This window comes from Providencia sp. PROV130 (assembly GCF_028482225.1).
Classification (GTDB): domain Bacteria; phylum Pseudomonadota; class Gammaproteobacteria; order Enterobacterales; family Enterobacteriaceae; genus Providencia; species Providencia rettgeri.
The window spans coordinates 77,294-93,562 of the sequence record NZ_JAMPQC010000026.1 but is presented as its reverse complement, the minus strand read 5'-3'; the positions used below and the strand labels follow the sequence as shown (position 1 = coordinate 93,562).

The following is a 16,269-nucleotide window of genomic DNA, read 5'->3' as shown; positions in this document are numbered from 1 at the left end:
TATTTAAAAATACTTATTTGAAAGTGATTTTTCTACCTTAATATTAAATATTATTAATGATGTTATTATAGATGAATATGTGACGGAGATGTATAATTCTTTTGCAATCAAAGGGTAATCTTTACTCCGTATTAGAATAATTATGTGATTATACCTAGTGTTATATATTTAATTGCTTACTCATGTTTGTTGTTAATGATAAATTTGCTTTAATTGAATTTTATTTTTATTTTCTTTTTTTTAGTCGATTGAAAGGGAAGTTTTTTATATTTTAATTACGCTGATTTAGGATTGAATAAGAAAGAAGCTCTTAGTTATAAGAGCTTCCAATTTATATTTTAAATTACTTTTTTTGAGTTAAAGTAGAAATGGCTTCACGGTAACACAATTCAAGTTTTTCTCGACTATCGGCAGTAATATGTAAGTCTTGTAACCGACCATTATTAATCCCATATACCCAACCGTGGATCATCACTTTTTGGCCACGTTTCCATGCAGATTGCATGATCGTTGAATGCCCTAAGTTATAAACTTGCTCAACGACATTTAATTCACATAAACGGTTCAGACGCTCACAAGGCTTTAATTCACCCAACATAGAGCTATGTCTGTACCAAATATCTCTTATGTGTAATAGCCAGTTATTAATTAAGCCAAGTTCGGTGTTATCAACCGCTGCTTCAATACCACCACAGCCATAGTGGCCACAAATAATGATGTGCTCAACTTGCAAGACATCAACGGCATATTGAATGACAGATAAACAGTTTAGGTCAGTATGAATAACTAAGTTGGCAACATTACGGTGCACAAAAAGGTCCCCAGGTGCCGCGTTAATGAGTTTTTCTGCAGGTACTCGGCTGTCAGAGCAGCCTATCCATAAGAATCTCGGCTTTTGCGCTTTTGATAATTCTTTGAAGAATTCGGGGTCTTGTTCATTGACTGATGCTGACCATGCTTCATTGTTAGCAAACAGCTCTTCGATTTTTCTCATCATGACTTATAGCCTAGTTGTGTTACTTTGCGATAAAATCTTATACAACATTTATTGATTAATTAATAATTAGTTATACTAATTTTAATGCCCTTATGATGAACCTGTCTTTTAGACAAGACAACCCTAAATTTATAACATATTGAATTATATTGTATAAACTAATTATCTCTTTTCTGCATAACATAGAGCAGAAAAAAGTGGCATCATGGTGATATATTGCCTACAAACTGTCCTAAGAATAAAGGTTTTTTTTACATATGACATATGCACTTGAGTTATCGCAGTTAACCAAAACCTATCCAGGTGGTGTGAAAGCCCTGAAAGGGATTGATCTGAGCGTTGAAGACGGTGACTTTTACGCATTGTTGGGACCAAATGGCGCGGGTAAATCAACCACAATAGGGATTATTAGCTCGCTGGTAAACAAAACGAGCGGGTCTGTAAAAGTATTTGGTTATGATTTAGAAAAGCAAGTTGTGCAAGCAAAGCAGCAACTTGGCCTAGTGCCTCAAGAATTCAATTTCAATCCATTTGAAACGGTATTGCAAATTGTCCTTAACCAAGCCGGTTATTATGGGGTTACGCGCTCTGTTGCGGTACAACGAGCGGAACAGTACCTTACCCAGCTTGATTTATGGGAAAAGCGTGATGAGCGAGCGCGTAATTTGTCCGGTGGTATGAAACGCCGTTTAATGATAGCCCGTGCGTTGATGCACCAACCAAAGCTATTAATTTTGGATGAACCCACAGCGGGTGTTGATATTGAGTTGCGTCGCTCAATGTGGACATTTTTAAAGAATCTTAACGCTCAGGGAACGACCATTATTTTAACAACTCACTATTTGGAAGAGGCTGAAATGTTGTGCCGTAATATTGGCATTATTCAACATGGTGAATTAGTTGAAAATACCAGTATGAAGCAATTACTGAGCCAATTAGAATCAGAAACCTTTATTTTTGATTTAATGCCAAAAAGCCCGATCCCTCAATTATTAGGGTATGAATCTCGTTTGATAGATACTTCAACACTTGAGGTGGATGTTAAAAGAGAGCAAGGTCTAAATAGTGTCTTTAGCCAATTTAGTGAGCAAGGTGTTCAGATTTTAAGTATGCGAAATAAAGCAAACCGATTAGAAGAGTTATTTGTTAACTTAGTTAAAAGAGAAAGTAATGCAACCGAGAAGGAGATTGCAAGATGATCTCATTATATTGGGTCGCATTGAAAACCATTTGGATAAAAGAAGTCACACGGTTTGGTCGTATTTGGATACAAACACTATTACCACCGGTGATCACAATGTCGCTGTATTTTGTGATTTTTGGTAATTTAATTGGTTCTAGAATTGGTGATATGGGTGGTGTGGATTATATGCAATTCATCGTTCCCGGGTTAATCATGATGGCGGTGATCACTAATTCATATTCAAATGTTTGTTCTTCTTTCTTTGGTTCTAAATTTCAGAAAAATATCGAAGAATTACTGGTTGCCCCCGTTCCGACACATATTATTATCGCTGGTTTTGTCGGCGGTGGTGTTGCTAGAGGGATTTTAGTGGGCTTTCTTGTTACATTGGTATCGTTATTCTTTATTCCATTGCAAGTACATTCATGGGCAATGGTAGTCATAACGTTATTGCTAACCGCAATTGTGTTTTCTCTTGCTGGCTTACTAAATGCTATTTTCGCTAAGACATTTGATGATATTAGTATTGTTCCAACCTTTGTCTTAACACCATTAACGTATTTAGGTGGTGTATTTTATTCACTATCGCTGTTACCACCGTTTTGGCAAGCCGTTTCTAAACTGAACCCAATTGTGTACATGATCAGCGGCTTTCGTTATGGTTTTCTGGGAATAGCCGATGTTTCTATCGCGATTACGTTAGGCGTCTTAATGATTTTCTTAGTCGTATTTTATGCATTAACATGGTTCTTGATTGAGCAAGGTAGAGGCTTAAGAAGTTAAATTTTGGGCTGAAATTGTGTAAAAAAAAGGGCTTTTGGTACTTAGCGTAATCAAAAGCCGTTTTTTATTGAGATGTATATAAATGGCAATACTAATCAAATTGTTGGATAAATAAAATCTAAAATTATGCCACTTGAACAGGAACTGCTTTTGCGATGCGACTCATTTTATTGTTTTCATCAAAATAAGCCACTTTTGGCTTATGTAAGCGCGCATCTTCATCTTCCATTTGTACATAAGAACAAATAATCAGTTTATCACCAACCGCAGCGCGGCGGGCAGCAGCGCCATTAACCGAGATGATTTTTGAGCCCCGTTCGCCTGAAATAGCGTAAGTCGAAAAACGTTCGCCATTATCAACGTTGTAAATATCAATGGCCTCGTATTCAAGGATCCCAGCGGCATCCATAAAGTCCTGATCAATCGCACATGAGCCTTCGTAGTGTAAGTCTGCTTGTGTGACTGTGACGCGATGGAGTTTGCCTTGCAACATTCTTCTTAACATTTCTTCTTCCTCATTTGGCTCACAGCGTTGTTGGTGGCGTTCTCTCGCCCTAGTCACATACTTATGTATGCTCCTAGGGTCTCGTTTACTTACCGCCTAGCTGTGAACCAAATGAGTTTGAAAAATCAAAGTCATTCTGAGCACAGCATCTTAATTAACGCTATAAACACAGTAATTGCAATGTGTTATTTTATTTTTATAAGTGGTTTATTTTTATGCAATATTACTTGGTAGGTCAACTTGTAAATTGTCAATAAGACGCGTTTGACCTAACCATGCCGCCATTAAAATAACCGCACGTTTACTGGACTCACAAAGTGGTAATAATGTATTTGCATCGCGAATAAATAGCTCATCAGGGGTAAAGCCGGCTTCCCGTAAGCAATTGTTCATCTCTTCAATAATAACTTCAGATGCATCAGGTTTAGCCACTAATTTTTCACCTGCTTGTTGCATAATTTGATACAGCTTAGGTGCTATTTTTAGCTCTTCTGCTGACAAATTGTTGTTGCGTGAGCTAAGTGCTAGACCATTCTTGGCTCTAACCGTTGGGACGCTAACAATTTGTGTATCAAATGATAAGTCAGTAACTAATTTGCGAATTAATTGTAATTGCTGGTAATCCTTCTCACCAAACAAGGCAATATCTGGCTGCACTAAGTTGAACAACTTAGTAATAACCGTTGCGACACCTTTAAAGTGCCCAGGGCGGCTAGCACCTTCTAACATAGTTGATAATTCAGGAACTTCGACAACAGTCTGTTTTTCCATACCTTCTGGATAGAATTCTTGAGGGGAAGGTGCAAAAACCAAATTGATGTCACGACGTTTTAGTTTTTCGCAATCTTCTTGCAACGTTCGTGTGTAATTGGCTAAATCAGATTGCCTATCAAATTGCATCGGGTTAACGAAGATACTGGCAATCACAACATCAGCTTGTTTTTTTGCTTGGTCAATGAGTGTTAAGTGACCGTCGTGTAAATTCCCCATTGTTGGGACAAGTGCAATACGTTTGCCTTCTTGTTTCCAGCGGCGGATTTCACGGCGTAAGATAAGCGCCGTTTCAACGATAAGCATACGTGTGTTCCTTATAATTTCTGGCATCAGTTAAGAAAAAGAATGGGCTTCACTTGGGTAAATACCATCTTCTACTTCTTGGATATACATACGAATAGCATCATGAAGGTTGCCAGCTTGAGCCAAAAAGTTTTTTGCGAATTTAGGGGCTCGTGCGGTAATACCCAACGCATCATGCATAACAAGAATTTGTCCATCAGTTCCATTTCCTGCACCAATACCAATCACAGGTAATAGTAACTCTTCGGAAACATGACTAGCTAAGGTGGTTGGAACACATTCGAGAACCAACAATTGGATACCTGCATTTTCTAGTGCAATCGCATCTTTGAGTAATTGATTGGCAGTGACTTCATCACGTCCTTGGACTTTATAACCACCAAGAACATTGACGGCTTGTGGCGTTAAACCTAGGTGGCCACACACAGGAACAGAGCGTTCTCCTAGCATTCTTACCGTATCACATAACCAACTGCCACCCTCAATTTTGACCATGTTTGCGCCTGCCTGCATTAAAATAGCCGCATTGGCGCAAGCTTGTTCTGGTGTGGCGTAACTCATAAATGGCATATCTGCAATAATGAAGGCATTTGGCGCGCCTTTGCGAACGCATCGGGTGTGGTAAGCAATTTGCTCGACAGTAACCGGTAAGGTGGAGGATTCACCTTGAATCGTCATTCCCAGTGAGTCTCCAACGAGCATCACTTGGATACCTTGCTCATAAAATAATTGAGCAAAGCTTGAGTCATAGGCCGTCATAGTTGCAAATTTGTGTTTGTCTTTTTTAAACTGACATAAATCAGCCAGAGAAATTGGTTTCATTATAATAACCTCCGGAAATGATCTCCCTGCGACCATACCTCATAAGAGGTTGAACATTTCAGGCTGGAATATCCCAAAACGTTAGGCCATTTCGAGGGACTTGTGTGAGTCTTTCTGAAAGCTTTTCGCCATCAGGAAAAACAAGGGAAGGGGCGATTTCACTAAGCGGATACAACATAAATTCACGCTCTTTTAGCCCATAATGTGGAACGATCAACCGTTCAGTATTGATGATACGGTTACCAAAAAGCATGATATCGAGGTCAAGCGTTCGTGGACCCCAACGTTCCTCTTTGCGTACACGGCCCAGCTCAAGTTCGATTTTTTGTGTATAGTTGAGAAGAACTTCGGGCTCAAGACTTGTTTCAAGTAGTACAGCCAGATTAAGAAAATCTGGCTGATTTTGCGGGCCTAGAGGCTTCGTTCGATAAACAGAAGAGGTCGAAACAACGCGGCTATTGGGAATCGCATCTAAAGCTGCAATAGCTTGCTGTGCCTGTAATAGTGGCTCACCAAGGTTACTTCCTACAGCAATATAGACTTGTTCCATTGTATTCTCTCTATCTATTATGACTTATTCGGCCGACGCGCCCCGGAACCACCTTGTGATGAACGTGGACGATGGCGACGGCGAGTGGGGGCATTGCCTAATTCCGAAATCATTTCACGCTGTTTGATATTATTTGCTTGCTGAAAATCAGTCCACCATAACGCTAGTTCTTGTAACTCGTTGCGGTGCTCGACATTAGCTCTTAATTCTAATAAATCAAACGCTGCACGGAATTTTGGGTGTTCCATTAATTTATTGGCACGACGACCTTGGCGGCGAGGTAAGCGTAACTGCAATAACCAAATATCACGCATTGTGGTTGTAATGCGTTTTGGGATCGCAATCGAACGGCACTGCTCGTCTAGAATGTCATTCATTGCCAGCGCAAAGGCGTCGTAATAGGCCAACCCGCCTTCTTGAGATAACTTCTCAGCATGCTCTGTAACTGGGTACCATAACATAACAGCAAATAAAAAAGCAGGGTTAACACGCTTATCATTTTTTAGTCTGAAGTCAGTATTTTTAAGAACTTGCTCAATGATTTTTTCCATTGGCGAATCACTGTTATCCGTAAAACGGCTTGCGACAACAGGGAAAAGTTGCTCAAACAAACCATACTTTTTGAGCATTTTGTAGGTAGCGTAACCTTGGCCTGCTTGGAGTAATTTGAGGGATTCTTCAAATAACCGAGCAGATGGAATTTCTCTCAATAAATGAGCAAGTTGGTAAATTGGCTCAGCGGTTTTTGGTTCGATGCTCATATTTAATTTGCAGGCAAAACGTACCGCTCTTAGCATTCTGACAGGGTCTTCACGATAGCGTGTTTCAGGGTCACCAATTAGACGTATAACGCCAGCTTTGAGGTCATTCAATCCATTAACGTAGTCACGTAATGTGAAGTCTTCAATATTGTAATATAGGCTATTAACGGTGAAGTCCCGACGAATCGCATCTTCTTCAATGGAGCCAAAGATGTTATCGCGTAATAACATGCCGTTTTGTGCTTGTGCAGATAAGTTTTTGTCATCTGATGCATTTTGGTCATGGTGGCCACGGAAAGTCGCAACTTCTATGATTTCGGGGCCAAACATAATATGTGCTAGACGAAAACGGCGACCCACTAAACGGCAATTACGGAATAATTTGCGGATCTGTTCAGGCGTTGCGTTCGTCGTAATATCGAAGTCTTTAGGTTTTTGACCTAAAAGCAAATCACGCACACCACCACCCACTAAGTAGGCTTCAAAGCCACTTTTGTTTAAGCGATACAGCACTTTTAATGCATTGTCACTAATATCACTGCGCGAAATAGGGTGTTCGGAACGCGGGATAACAGTAATGTTTTCGTCGTTTACGGTTGTCATTGTAGGGCGCTTCTCAGGTGTTGAATCGGCACGTTGAGATTGACGAACCGTTTTTTTAATAGGGGTTGTTTTATGGGGTTGAGCTGTGTTCTGCTCTTTAGATGCGGTTTGCGCATGAGCAGAATGAGTGACTGGCCTTTTACCGGCTGCCTGGCTATCTCGCGAAGGATCACGATGTTGTACTGCATCTTCAGGGGATGCGTCTGTATTGCGAGATAAAATATTACGGCAGAAATTTGCTACTCGGTTAAAAATAGTACACCTCGATGTCATTACCAATATTCATTAAACAAAATAAGCGGCTAATCATAGCTCACAGAAGTTTCTTTGAGAATGGTTAAACGAATAAAAGTCACCTCTAATTATAAACGTTACCTATAAAATTTACGTAAAATAATAGCCCAAAAAGCGTTCTCGCTATAGGCGGATACGATTAGAAGCCTTATTTTAAGCGATTTTTTGTTGTCAGTTAATTATTTAACCTCAAACTGTGGAGCAAAAAAATAACATAATCTATTTGCGTAAAAAATTATGTGAAAGTAAATATTTATCTTATTTAAAGGCGAGTGATAGGCGATTGTGGGCATCAACTGGCAGAAAATAGGGAGTAGGATGAGAGTTACTTGATGGTTAATGTAAATCAAGAGTCAGGAGTGGAACATAATAGCATGAAGCGTTTCCCTTGTAACGGCGCAGTAATATGCGCCGTTCAGGACTCCATATAGACACTAGCCAGCCATTTGCTTTTCGCGAATCTCTGCTAATGTTTTACAGTCGATACATAAATCAGCGGTAGGACGGGCTTCCAAACGACGGATACCAATTTCTACACCACATGATTCACAATAGCCAAAGTCGTCATCTTCAACTTTTTTCAGCGTTTTTTCGATTTTCTTAATCAGTTTACGTTCACGGTCCCGGTTACGTAATTCAAGGCTGAATTCTTCTTCCTGAGCGGCTCTATCAACGGGGTCTGGAAAGTTAGCTGCCTCATCTTGCATATGAGTAACAGTCCGGTCCACTTCATCTCTGAGTTGATTGCGCCATGCTTCGAGAATGAGCTTAAAATGCGCCAACTGGGCCTCGTTCATGTACTCTTCGCCAGCTTTTTCATGATAGGGTTCAACCCCAGCAATGGCGAGAATGCTTAAGGACGATGTCTTACGTTTTTGCCCTTCTTGCATAATGCTTCTCCTACACACGCAAATTTTACAAAAACCCCAAGGGGGAAAAATTAAGGTCGCTATAAATAGCAGAAGACTGCTCTCTTGGCAATCGTTCCTGCAATGAGTTTTGTAATGCTGTGAGGGCGAGCGTGTTTATTCCCTTTTTAGCGCCCAGAACTCAGCGGCCTCGTATAATAACCAATTAAAAATACATTATTTACTAGAGTTAAAGTTTATTCGCTTACTTAACACCATTTGTTGAACAGTAATATCGGCTTGATAACAAAGCACTTCAACACCATTTTGCACGGCTTCATCTAATAATTGCGCATATTGCTTATCAATATGAGCCGCTGCTGATGCTACGTGAATACCCGTGTGCAAAGCAACAAACAATAGTATGGCTCTTTTTCCTTCTTTCGCAATATGCATGAGCTCTCTTAAATGCTTTTGGCCTCTAAGTGTCACTGCATCAGGAAAGAACCCTTGATTATTTTCGAGTAAAGTTACTGATTTTACTTCGATAAAGCAATCTGGTGATCCATTTTGCGTTAAAAAGAAATCGATTCGACTATTTTCTGTGCCATATTTAACTTCAGGTTTTATTACACCGTATTCGGATAATTCTGGAATGTGTTTTTCGGTTAAGGCTTGTGCAACTAACTGGTTCGCACGAAGGGTATTAATGCAAATAAAATGGCCGTGTGCGGTTTGGGTTAATTCCCAACTGTACGGGTATTTACGTTTGGTATTATTGGAAGTTGAATACCAAATGGTATCACCAGGGGTAGCACAACCTGTCATAGCGCCTGTATTTGCACAGTGAATGGTAATTTCTTCACCGCTCGGCAAAGTGACGTCAGCTAAAAAGCGCTTGTAACGCTTAATTAATGTAGCTGGTTGTAAGGTGGGTTCAAATTCCATGGGGTCTCCGCTATCGTTGTCGGTAATATGCTTACTGGCAAAAGAGGCTAATGCTACAATGTCTAACAGTAAAAGTTAAATACATGGAGTGATAACCCCAGTGTTACCGATATTTGAAGTTTGTGAGGACATACTTACCGCGTTAGTAGCTTCACCTCAAGTTTTGCTTCATGCACCGACAGGTGCTGGTAAATCAACAGTTTTACCGTTAGAAATATTAAAGAGTGGGGTTATTACCGGGCGGGTTATCATGTTAGAGCCTCGTCGCTTGGCAGCGCGCTCAGTGGCTGCTCGCCTTGCACAGCAACTTGATGAAGAAGTTGGTCATACAATCGGTTTACGCATGCGCTCTGAAACTAAAGTTAGCCGCCACACTCGTCTTGAAGTGGTTACCGAAGGCGTACTCACTCGCTTACTGCAAAATGATCCCATGCTTGAAGGGGTTGGTTTAGTCATTTTAGATGAGTTCCATGAACGAAATTTACAGGCAGACCTTGGCCTCGCTTTGCTAATTGATTCACAGCAAGCCTTACGTGAAGATTTGCGTATTCTATTGATGTCTGCGACATTGGATAACCAAGGGCTGTCTCAGCTGTTTCCTGATGCTCCGGTTATCACTTCACAAGGGCGTACATACCCCGTAATGCGTGAATATCATCCGATTAACCCAAATAAACTCTTTCATAAAGAAGTCGCATTGGCGGCTTGGCAGTTATTGCAGCAAGAAGATGGGTCTTTATTATTATTTCTTCCAGGTATGGGGGAAATCGAGAAAGTAAGAGCAGAGCTCGCTTTGATGGTTAGTGAGGACATACTTTTATGTCCTTTATACGGTACATTATCCCTACAAGCCCAGCAACAGGCGATTCAACTAGCACCAGAAGGAGTGCGAAAGGTCGTATTAGCCACCAATATTGCAGAAACCAGCTTGACGATTGAAGGGATCCGCCTTGTGATAGACAGTGGTTTTGAGCGTGTGGGGCAATTCAATCCACGAACAGGACTAACAAAACTAGTTAAACAGCGAATTAGCCAAGCGTCGATGGCACAACGTGCAGGCCGCGCAGGCCGTTTGGAAGAAGGTGTTTGCTGGCATTTATTCAGTGAAGAGCAGGCTGAGCGTGCGGCACAATTTAGCGAGGCCGAAATTGCGCAAAGTGACTTGAGCAGCTTATGGTTATCTTTATTACAATGGGGTTGTCACGATGCCGCACAGCTGAACTGGCTGACTTTACCCCCTAAACCGGCAATATCAGCGGCAAAAAATTTACTTGGCAAATTAGGTGCTATTGATGCAGCAAACAAGTTAACGCCTTTTGGGCAGCAGATGGCGGAGTTAGGCAGTTCAGTACGAACAGCGGCAATGTTATGTAAAGCACAGCAAAGCCAAAATCAGTCTGTTATTCAATTAGCCGCACTGTTGGTGGCGATTATCGAGGAACCACCTCGTCAACAAGATGCGGATCTTCGCTATTGCATAGAAAGGCCAACAGAGGGGTGGTGTAAGAGAGCATCAGTGCTTTGTGAACAAAGAGTATCGAGTACCATTGGTAAGCAAGATGCATTCATTAGTGAGTGGTTACCAACGTTGCTGGCCACAGCGTTTCCTGACTACATAGCGAAATCTCGAGATAACCAACAACGCTATCAACTGGCGAATGGTTTAGGGGCGATATTGAATGAATCGGATAGATTATCCGGTTCTCCATGGTTAATCGTCGTGGCTTTATGGCAACCCGAAAATATGGCAGATGCCCGTATTTCCTTGGCTTACCCTGTAGATATTGACAGACTACAAGCAGATTGCCCATCACTGTTTAACAAACAAGAAACGGTCGAATGGGATGAACAAAAAGGGACATTATTAGCTTGGAAACGCTTGCAATGCGGTCAATTAGTGGTGAAATCAGAACGTTTAAGCAACCCTGATAACACTGAAATTCGTTATGCGTTAGTTTATTGGTTGAAGCAAAATGGCTTGCAGCAATTAAACTGGCAGGAAGATGCACTACAACTGTGTATCCGCTGTACGTTAGCTAAGCAGTATTTTCCTGATATTGATTTGCCTGATTTTGATGAAGCGGCACTATTGGATTCGCTGGGTGAATGGTTAGAGCCTTATCTTGATGGCATAACAAATAAGCAAAAATTACAGCGGATTGATTTAGCCTCTTTATTGATTAATCGATTAGATTGGCAGCAGCAACAGTGGTTAGAACGCATGTTTCCGGTAACCTATCGAGCGCCATCTTCACATGATGTAAGTATTCACTACGCATTAGATAAGCCACCAGTCATAGCGATTCGTATGCAAGAAATGTACGGGGAAAAAGCGAACCCGACTGTTGCACAAGGAAAAATAACCGTAACAGTTTCTCTGTTGTCTCCTGCCATGCGGCCGTTACAGATCACGCAAGACCTTGGTGCATTTTGGCAAGGCAGCTATAAAGAGATACAAAAAGAGATGAAAGGGCGCTATCCAAAACATTTATGGCCAGATGACCCTGTAAATACTGCGCCAACGAGACAAACAAAAAAAGCGATGATGGGTGCGAAATAATCTATTTTTATGCTCTAATAGCGGGTTTCCTCATTGGCTCTATCAATGAGCCGACTGAGTAAGGAAATGTAATTAAGAGCTTTCTTTGGTGAAATCTCTGGGGTTCTAGGCCAAAATTAACCACTAAACTGACATTACTAGTGCGTTATTAAGTTATTTTGTAATGTGATATGGAGTGACCATGTCAGGTAAAGATTTTGAACCAATCGGCAGACGTAACAAAAAAACTGCTGGGAAAAAACAGTCTTCATCCCGCCGCCGCCGTAGAGGCCGCGATGACTATGACGATGAAGATTTATTCGAAGATGATGATATTGACGAACAATATCTCGATGATGAAGATGAAGAAGAGCAAATGGCTAAAAAAGGCTCAAGAAATAACAAACCTCGGAAGGTAAAAAGTAAATGGCGTTGGTTTTGGCTGCTAGTCAAACTGATGATCGTGTTTGCTGTTTTACTTGCGGCATATGGTTTTTATTTAAATCAACAAATTAAAGAACGCCTCGATGGTAAGGTTTGGGATTTACCCGCTGCAGTATACGGCAGAATGGTTAACCTTGAACCGGGGATGGACTACAGCCAAGCTGAAATGGTTCGCCTACTTGAAGGTATGCAATACCGTAAGGTAAGTAAGATAACGACATCGGGCGAATTTGTGGTTCGTGGTAATAGCATCGAAATCTTACGTAGACCGTTTAATTTCCCCGACCAAAAAGAAGGGCAAATCCTTGCGCGTATGGTGTTTGAAAATAACGCGTTGAGCAAGATTGAAAACATGGAAAACGGTCGTTCATTTGGCTTTTTCCGTTTAGACCCGAAACTGATCACGATGATGCAGTCGGCGAACAATGAGCAACGGTTAGTTTTACCGATATCTGATTTTCCTGAGTCTCTGGTTAAAATCTTACTAGAAACCGAAGATCGCAACTTTTATGAGCACGATGGCGTCAGTTTATACTCTATTGGCCGTGCAGTTGTTGCTAACTTAAGTGCAGGGCGCTCCGTTCAAGGGGGAAGTACTTTAACCCAACAGTTAGTCAAAAATCTGTTTTTGACCAATGAACGCACATTAAAGCGTAAAGCCAATGAAGCCTATATGGCTGTTTTACTGGACTACAACTACAGCAAAGAGCGCATTTTAGAGCTGTATTTGAACGAAGTCTTTTTAGGCCAAAACGGTAATGACGAAATTCGTGGTTTCCCATTAGCGAGCCTGTATTATTTCGGTCGACCAATCAATGAGTTAAGCTTTGACCAACAGGCTTTATTAGTGGGAATGGTGCAAGGGGCATCAACGTATAACCCTTGGACTAAGCCACAAAATGCGATTAAACGCCGAAATATCGTGCTGAAAATCTTGGAAACGCGTGGCGTGATTGACCAAGAAATGTATCAAGTGCTAAGCGCAAGGCCTCTCGGTGTGAAAAACAAAGAAGGGCTGGTGGCTTCTCAACCTGCCTTTATGCAAATGGTTCGTTTAGAACTCAATGAAAAATTGGGCGATAAAGTCAAAGAACTCTCCGGCGCGAAAATTTTTACCACTTTAGACCCAGTGGCTCAAACTGCGGCTGAAAATGCAGTTGAGAACGGTGTCGCTGATTTACGTAAATCTCGTAAATTAGATGATATTGAAGGTGCAATGGTAGTTGTTGATCGCATTAATGGGGAAGTGCGCGCGATGGTTGGCGGCTCTCAACCACAGTTTTCAGGGTTTAACCGTGCGTTAAATGCACGGCGTAGTATTGGTTCCCTAGCAAAACCACCGGTATACCTCGCTGCACTCAGTGAACCAGACCGTTTTCGTTTAAATACGTGGTTAAAAGATGAGCCATTAACAGTAAAAGTCGGGAATCAAAACTGGAGCCCAAGAAACTACAGCCGTAATTTCAACGGTCGTATGATGTTAGTTGATGCATTGGCAAAATCACAAAATATTCCAACGGTAAACTTAGGGCTAGAGGTCGGTTTAGACCAAGTGTTTAACACTTTTGTACGCTTAGGAGCTCCCGCAGCGGCGATGGAAAAAGTGCCCGCTATGTTCTTAGGGGCAGTTAACCTAACACCGGCAGAAGTCGCACAAGTTTTTCAAACTATTGGTGGTAACGGTAATCGTGCGAAATTATCGGCATTGCGTTCTGTTATTGATGGAGATGGTAATGAAATATACCAAAGTTACCCGTCAGCGGAACGAGCAGTACCTTCCCAAGCAGCATACCTCACATTGTATGGTATGCAGCAAGTGGTTAAACAAGGTACGGGGCGAGTGTTGTTGACCAAATATGCCAAGTATAATTTAGCGGGTAAAACAGGGACAACGAATGACTTGCGTGATAGCTGGTATGCAGGGATTGATGGTAAAGAGGTCGCAATTGTGTGGGTTGGTCGTGACAATAATGGCCCAACACAGTTATCAGGGGCAACAGGGGCACTAAAAGTGTACCAACGTTACTTAGATAACCAAGCGCCATTGGCACTCATCAACCGCGCGCCAGAGGGTATTGTTGAGATGCAAGTCACAGCTGACGGCCAATTAAGTTGCTCAAACTTTGGTGGAGGCAGAATGTTACCGATTTGGACAGATAACCCAGAAGGGTTATGCCAAGCGTCTGAAAACGAAGCGCCAGTTTGGGATCTAAATGGTAATAATGGCGAGCAGCAAGATGATGCACCGGATTGGGTGAAGGATATGTTTGGCAATAATCCCTAAATTCTCGTCATACTTCAACCTGTAGCGTTGTTGGTTGCACTCACTAGACCTAGTCACATACTATTGTATGCTCCTAGGCTCTAGTTCGCTGACCGCCTAGCTACAGGCTGAATTATTTAGAGAATTAATGGGCTAGAGAATTAGAGAATTAATGAGTTAGAAAATTGTGGTGTAAGGCTGCAACTGGTGGCTATCCAATCTTTCGTTACCGATGTAAAAGAATAGAGGTGAAAGTAGGTAACATTTCACCTCCGTAATTTCAATGTGAATTAATTCTTTTTGATTTTCATCAGCGCTGTTTCTGCCGCTTTAACTGTTTTCTCAATATCTTCATCACTGTGGGCGATAGACATAAAACCCGCTTCAAATGCAGAAGGTGCGAGGTAAATGCCTTGCTCTAACATGTAGTGGAAAAATTTCTTAAAGCGCTCAACGTCGCATTTCATCACGTCTTGGTAGCAAGTCACTGTTGGTGCGTCGGTGAAGAAAATACCAAACATACCACCGACGTGATTGATAACCATCGGGATACCTTGTTCTTGGGAAACACGTTTTAAACCACGAGCTAACTTTTCTGTTAATTCATTTAAACGTGAGTGAACTCCCGGTTGAGAGACTTCTTTTAAACAAGCAAGACCCGCAGCCATCGCGACAGGATTACCAGATAAGGTTCCTGCTTGGTAAACAGGCCCAATTGGAGCTAGTTTTTCCATAATTTCAAGGCGGCCACCAAAGGCACCCACAGGCATACCACCACCGATGATTTTACCTAAACAGGTTAAATCAGGCTGAACATCATAGTAATCTTGTGCTCCACCTAGTGCGACGCGAAAGCCAGTCATGACTTCATCAATGATGAGTACGGTATTGAATTCATCACATAATGCACGTAAACCCGGTAAGAACTCAGCCGTTGGTGGTACGCAATTCATATTTCCAGCAACAGGTTCAACAATCACACAGGCAATGTCTTCTGGATAATTTTCAAATGCTTGGCGAACTGAAGCTAGGTCATTATAGGTACAAGTTAATGTGTGTTTTACGAAGTCTTCAGGAACACCCGGAGAATTCGGTTCACCCATGGTGAGGGCACCAGAGCCTGCTTTAACTAATAAACAATCCGCATGTCCATGATAGCAACCTTCAAATTTGATGATTTTATCGCGGCCAGTGTAACCTCGAGCCAGACGAATTGCACTCATGGTTGCCTCAGTACCTGAATTCACCATGCGTACCATATCCATAGATGGCACTAACTCACAAACTAATTCAGCCATTTCAACTTCGGCGGCAGTCGGTGCACCAAAACTTAACCCTTTATGGACCGCTTTAATCACGGCATCTCGGATCTCTGGATGGTTATGGCCTAATACCATCGGTCCCCATGAGCCAACGTAATCCACATAGGCTTTACCATCAACGTCATAAATATAAGCGCCATCCGCTTTTTCAATAAATAATGGGGTTCCACCAACACCATTAAAAGCACGAACAGGGGAGTTTACACCACCAGGGATTTGTTCTTTTGCTTGTGCGTAAAGTTTTTCAGATTGTGACATCGCAGGGCTCCAGAAAGAGGCTAAGAAAAAAATTGCTCTCATTCTAAAGCACCACACCAATTAAACCAAATA

The 16,269-nt window shown here is 41.6% G+C and carries 13 protein-coding genes; 4 read left to right on the top strand and 9 right to left on the bottom strand.

All coding sequences use genetic code 11. The features are described 5' to 3' along the window. Nucleotides 1-343: 343 nt before the first annotated feature. A complete protein-coding gene (gene can / locus PSF28_RS18165) occupies nucleotides 344-997 on the bottom strand; it encodes a carbonate dehydratase (protein ID WP_042851647.1) in 654 nt (217 codons plus the stop codon). 257 nt (nucleotides 998-1,254) lie between these two features. On the opposite strand from can, the gene PSF28_RS18160 reads away from it, so the two are divergent. Further along, nucleotides 1,255-2,196: an ABC transporter ATP-binding protein gene (locus PSF28_RS18160; protein ID WP_004913716.1), complete on the top strand. Its 942-nt coding sequence runs from the start codon at nucleotides 1,255-1,257 to the stop codon at nucleotides 2,194-2,196. Then, nucleotides 2,193-2,963, top strand: coding sequence for an ABC transporter permease (locus PSF28_RS18155; protein ID WP_004913713.1), 771 nt, complete (start codon nucleotides 2,193-2,195; stop codon nucleotides 2,961-2,963). Before PSF28_RS18160 ends, PSF28_RS18155 begins: the two co-directional genes overlap by 4 nt. 124 nt (nucleotides 2,964-3,087) lie before the next feature. On the opposite strand, the gene panD is transcribed toward PSF28_RS18155, so the two are convergent. The 7 genes from panD to sfsA form a co-directional block, all read right to left on the bottom strand. Then, nucleotides 3,088-3,468, bottom strand: coding sequence for an aspartate 1-decarboxylase (gene panD, locus PSF28_RS18150; RefSeq protein ID WP_109912045.1), 381 nt, complete (start codon nucleotides 3,466-3,468; stop codon nucleotides 3,088-3,090). 213 nt (nucleotides 3,469-3,681) lie between these two features. After that, nucleotides 3,682-4,545 carry a pantoate--beta-alanine ligase gene (gene panC / locus PSF28_RS18145; protein ID WP_272685434.1) on the bottom strand — a complete coding sequence of 288 codons (864 nt, stop codon included), beginning with the start codon at nucleotides 4,543-4,545 and terminating at the stop codon, nucleotides 3,682-3,684. A 30-nt stretch (nucleotides 4,546-4,575) separates the two neighbouring features. Continuing rightward, entirely contained in the window at nucleotides 4,576-5,367 is a 792-nt protein-coding gene (gene panB, locus PSF28_RS18140) for a 3-methyl-2-oxobutanoate hydroxymethyltransferase (RefSeq protein WP_210836142.1), read from the bottom strand. A gap of 58 nt (nucleotides 5,368-5,425) precedes the next feature. After that, nucleotides 5,426-5,917, bottom strand: coding sequence for a 2-amino-4-hydroxy-6-hydroxymethyldihydropteridine diphosphokinase (gene folK, locus PSF28_RS18135; protein ID WP_210836140.1), 492 nt, complete (start codon nucleotides 5,915-5,917; stop codon nucleotides 5,426-5,428). A gap of 17 nt (nucleotides 5,918-5,934) precedes the next feature. Next, nucleotides 5,935-7,281 carry a polynucleotide adenylyltransferase PcnB gene (gene pcnB, locus PSF28_RS18130; RefSeq protein ID WP_210836166.1) on the bottom strand — a complete coding sequence of 449 codons (1,347 nt, stop codon included), beginning with the start codon at nucleotides 7,279-7,281 and terminating at the stop codon, nucleotides 5,935-5,937. 728 nt (nucleotides 7,282-8,009) lie between these two features. Further along, nucleotides 8,010-8,465, bottom strand: coding sequence for an RNA polymerase-binding protein DksA (dksA, locus tag PSF28_RS18125; protein ID WP_004260494.1), 456 nt, complete (start codon nucleotides 8,463-8,465; stop codon nucleotides 8,010-8,012). A 195-nt stretch (nucleotides 8,466-8,660) separates the two neighbouring features. Further along, entirely contained in the window at nucleotides 8,661-9,371 is a 711-nt protein-coding gene (sfsA, locus tag PSF28_RS18120) for a DNA/RNA nuclease SfsA (RefSeq protein WP_272685433.1), read from the bottom strand. Between the two features lie 100 nt (nucleotides 9,372-9,471). On the opposite strand from sfsA, the gene hrpB reads away from it, so the two are divergent. Both hrpB and mrcB read left to right on the top strand, forming a co-directional pair. Next, complete coding sequence (gene hrpB, locus PSF28_RS18115) at nucleotides 9,472-11,931, top strand: ATP-dependent helicase HrpB (RefSeq protein WP_272685432.1); 2,460 nt, start codon at nucleotides 9,472-9,474, stop codon at nucleotides 11,929-11,931. 181 nt (nucleotides 11,932-12,112) lie between these two features. Beyond that, on the top strand, nucleotides 12,113-14,638 hold the full coding sequence (gene mrcB, locus PSF28_RS18110; RefSeq protein WP_210836134.1) for a bifunctional glycosyl transferase/transpeptidase: 2,526 nt from the start codon (nucleotides 12,113-12,115) through the stop codon (nucleotides 14,636-14,638). Nucleotides 14,639-14,907: 269 nt separating this feature from the next. Here the strand turns inward: mrcB and hemL are convergent, their stop codons facing one another. After that, nucleotides 14,908-16,197: a glutamate-1-semialdehyde 2,1-aminomutase gene (hemL, locus tag PSF28_RS18105; protein ID WP_272685439.1), complete on the bottom strand. Its 1,290-nt coding sequence runs from the start codon at nucleotides 16,195-16,197 to the stop codon at nucleotides 14,908-14,910. Nucleotides 16,198-16,269 lie beyond the last annotated feature (72 nt).

Excerpts from the sequence above, each read along its gene's own strand:
- panC (WP_272685434.1), bottom strand. The coding sequence starts at position 4,545 with ATGCTTATCGTTGAAACGGCGCTTATCTTACGCCGTGAAATCCGCCGC.
- sfsA (WP_272685433.1), bottom strand. The coding sequence starts at position 9,371 with ATGGAATTTGAACCCACCTTACAACCAGCTACATTAATTAAGCGTTAC.
- dksA (WP_004260494.1), bottom strand. The coding sequence starts at position 8,465 with ATGCAAGAAGGGCAAAAACGTAAGACATCGTCCTTAAGCATTCTCGCC.
- mrcB (WP_210836134.1), top strand. The coding sequence starts at position 12,113 with ATGTCAGGTAAAGATTTTGAACCAATCGGCAGACGTAACAAAAAAACT.
- folK (WP_210836140.1), bottom strand. The coding sequence starts at position 5,917 with ATGGAACAAGTCTATATTGCTGTAGGAAGTAACCTTGGTGAGCCACTA.
- PSF28_RS18160 (WP_004913716.1), top strand. The coding sequence starts at position 1,255 with ATGACATATGCACTTGAGTTATCGCAGTTAACCAAAACCTATCCAGGT.
- pcnB (WP_210836166.1), bottom strand. The coding sequence starts at position 7,281 with ATGACAACCGTAAACGACGAAAACATTACTGTTATCCCGCGTTCCGAA.
- panD (WP_109912045.1), bottom strand. The coding sequence starts at position 3,468 with ATGTTAAGAAGAATGTTGCAAGGCAAACTCCATCGCGTCACAGTCACA.
- panB (WP_210836142.1), bottom strand. The coding sequence starts at position 5,367 with ATGAAACCAATTTCTCTGGCTGATTTATGTCAGTTTAAAAAAGACAAA.
- PSF28_RS18155 (WP_004913713.1), top strand. The coding sequence starts at position 2,193 with ATGATCTCATTATATTGGGTCGCATTGAAAACCATTTGGATAAAAGAA.
- can (WP_042851647.1), bottom strand. The coding sequence starts at position 997 with ATGATGAGAAAAATCGAAGAGCTGTTTGCTAACAATGAAGCATGGTCA.
- hemL (WP_272685439.1), bottom strand. The coding sequence starts at position 16,197 with ATGTCACAATCTGAAAAACTTTACGCACAAGCAAAAGAACAAATCCCT.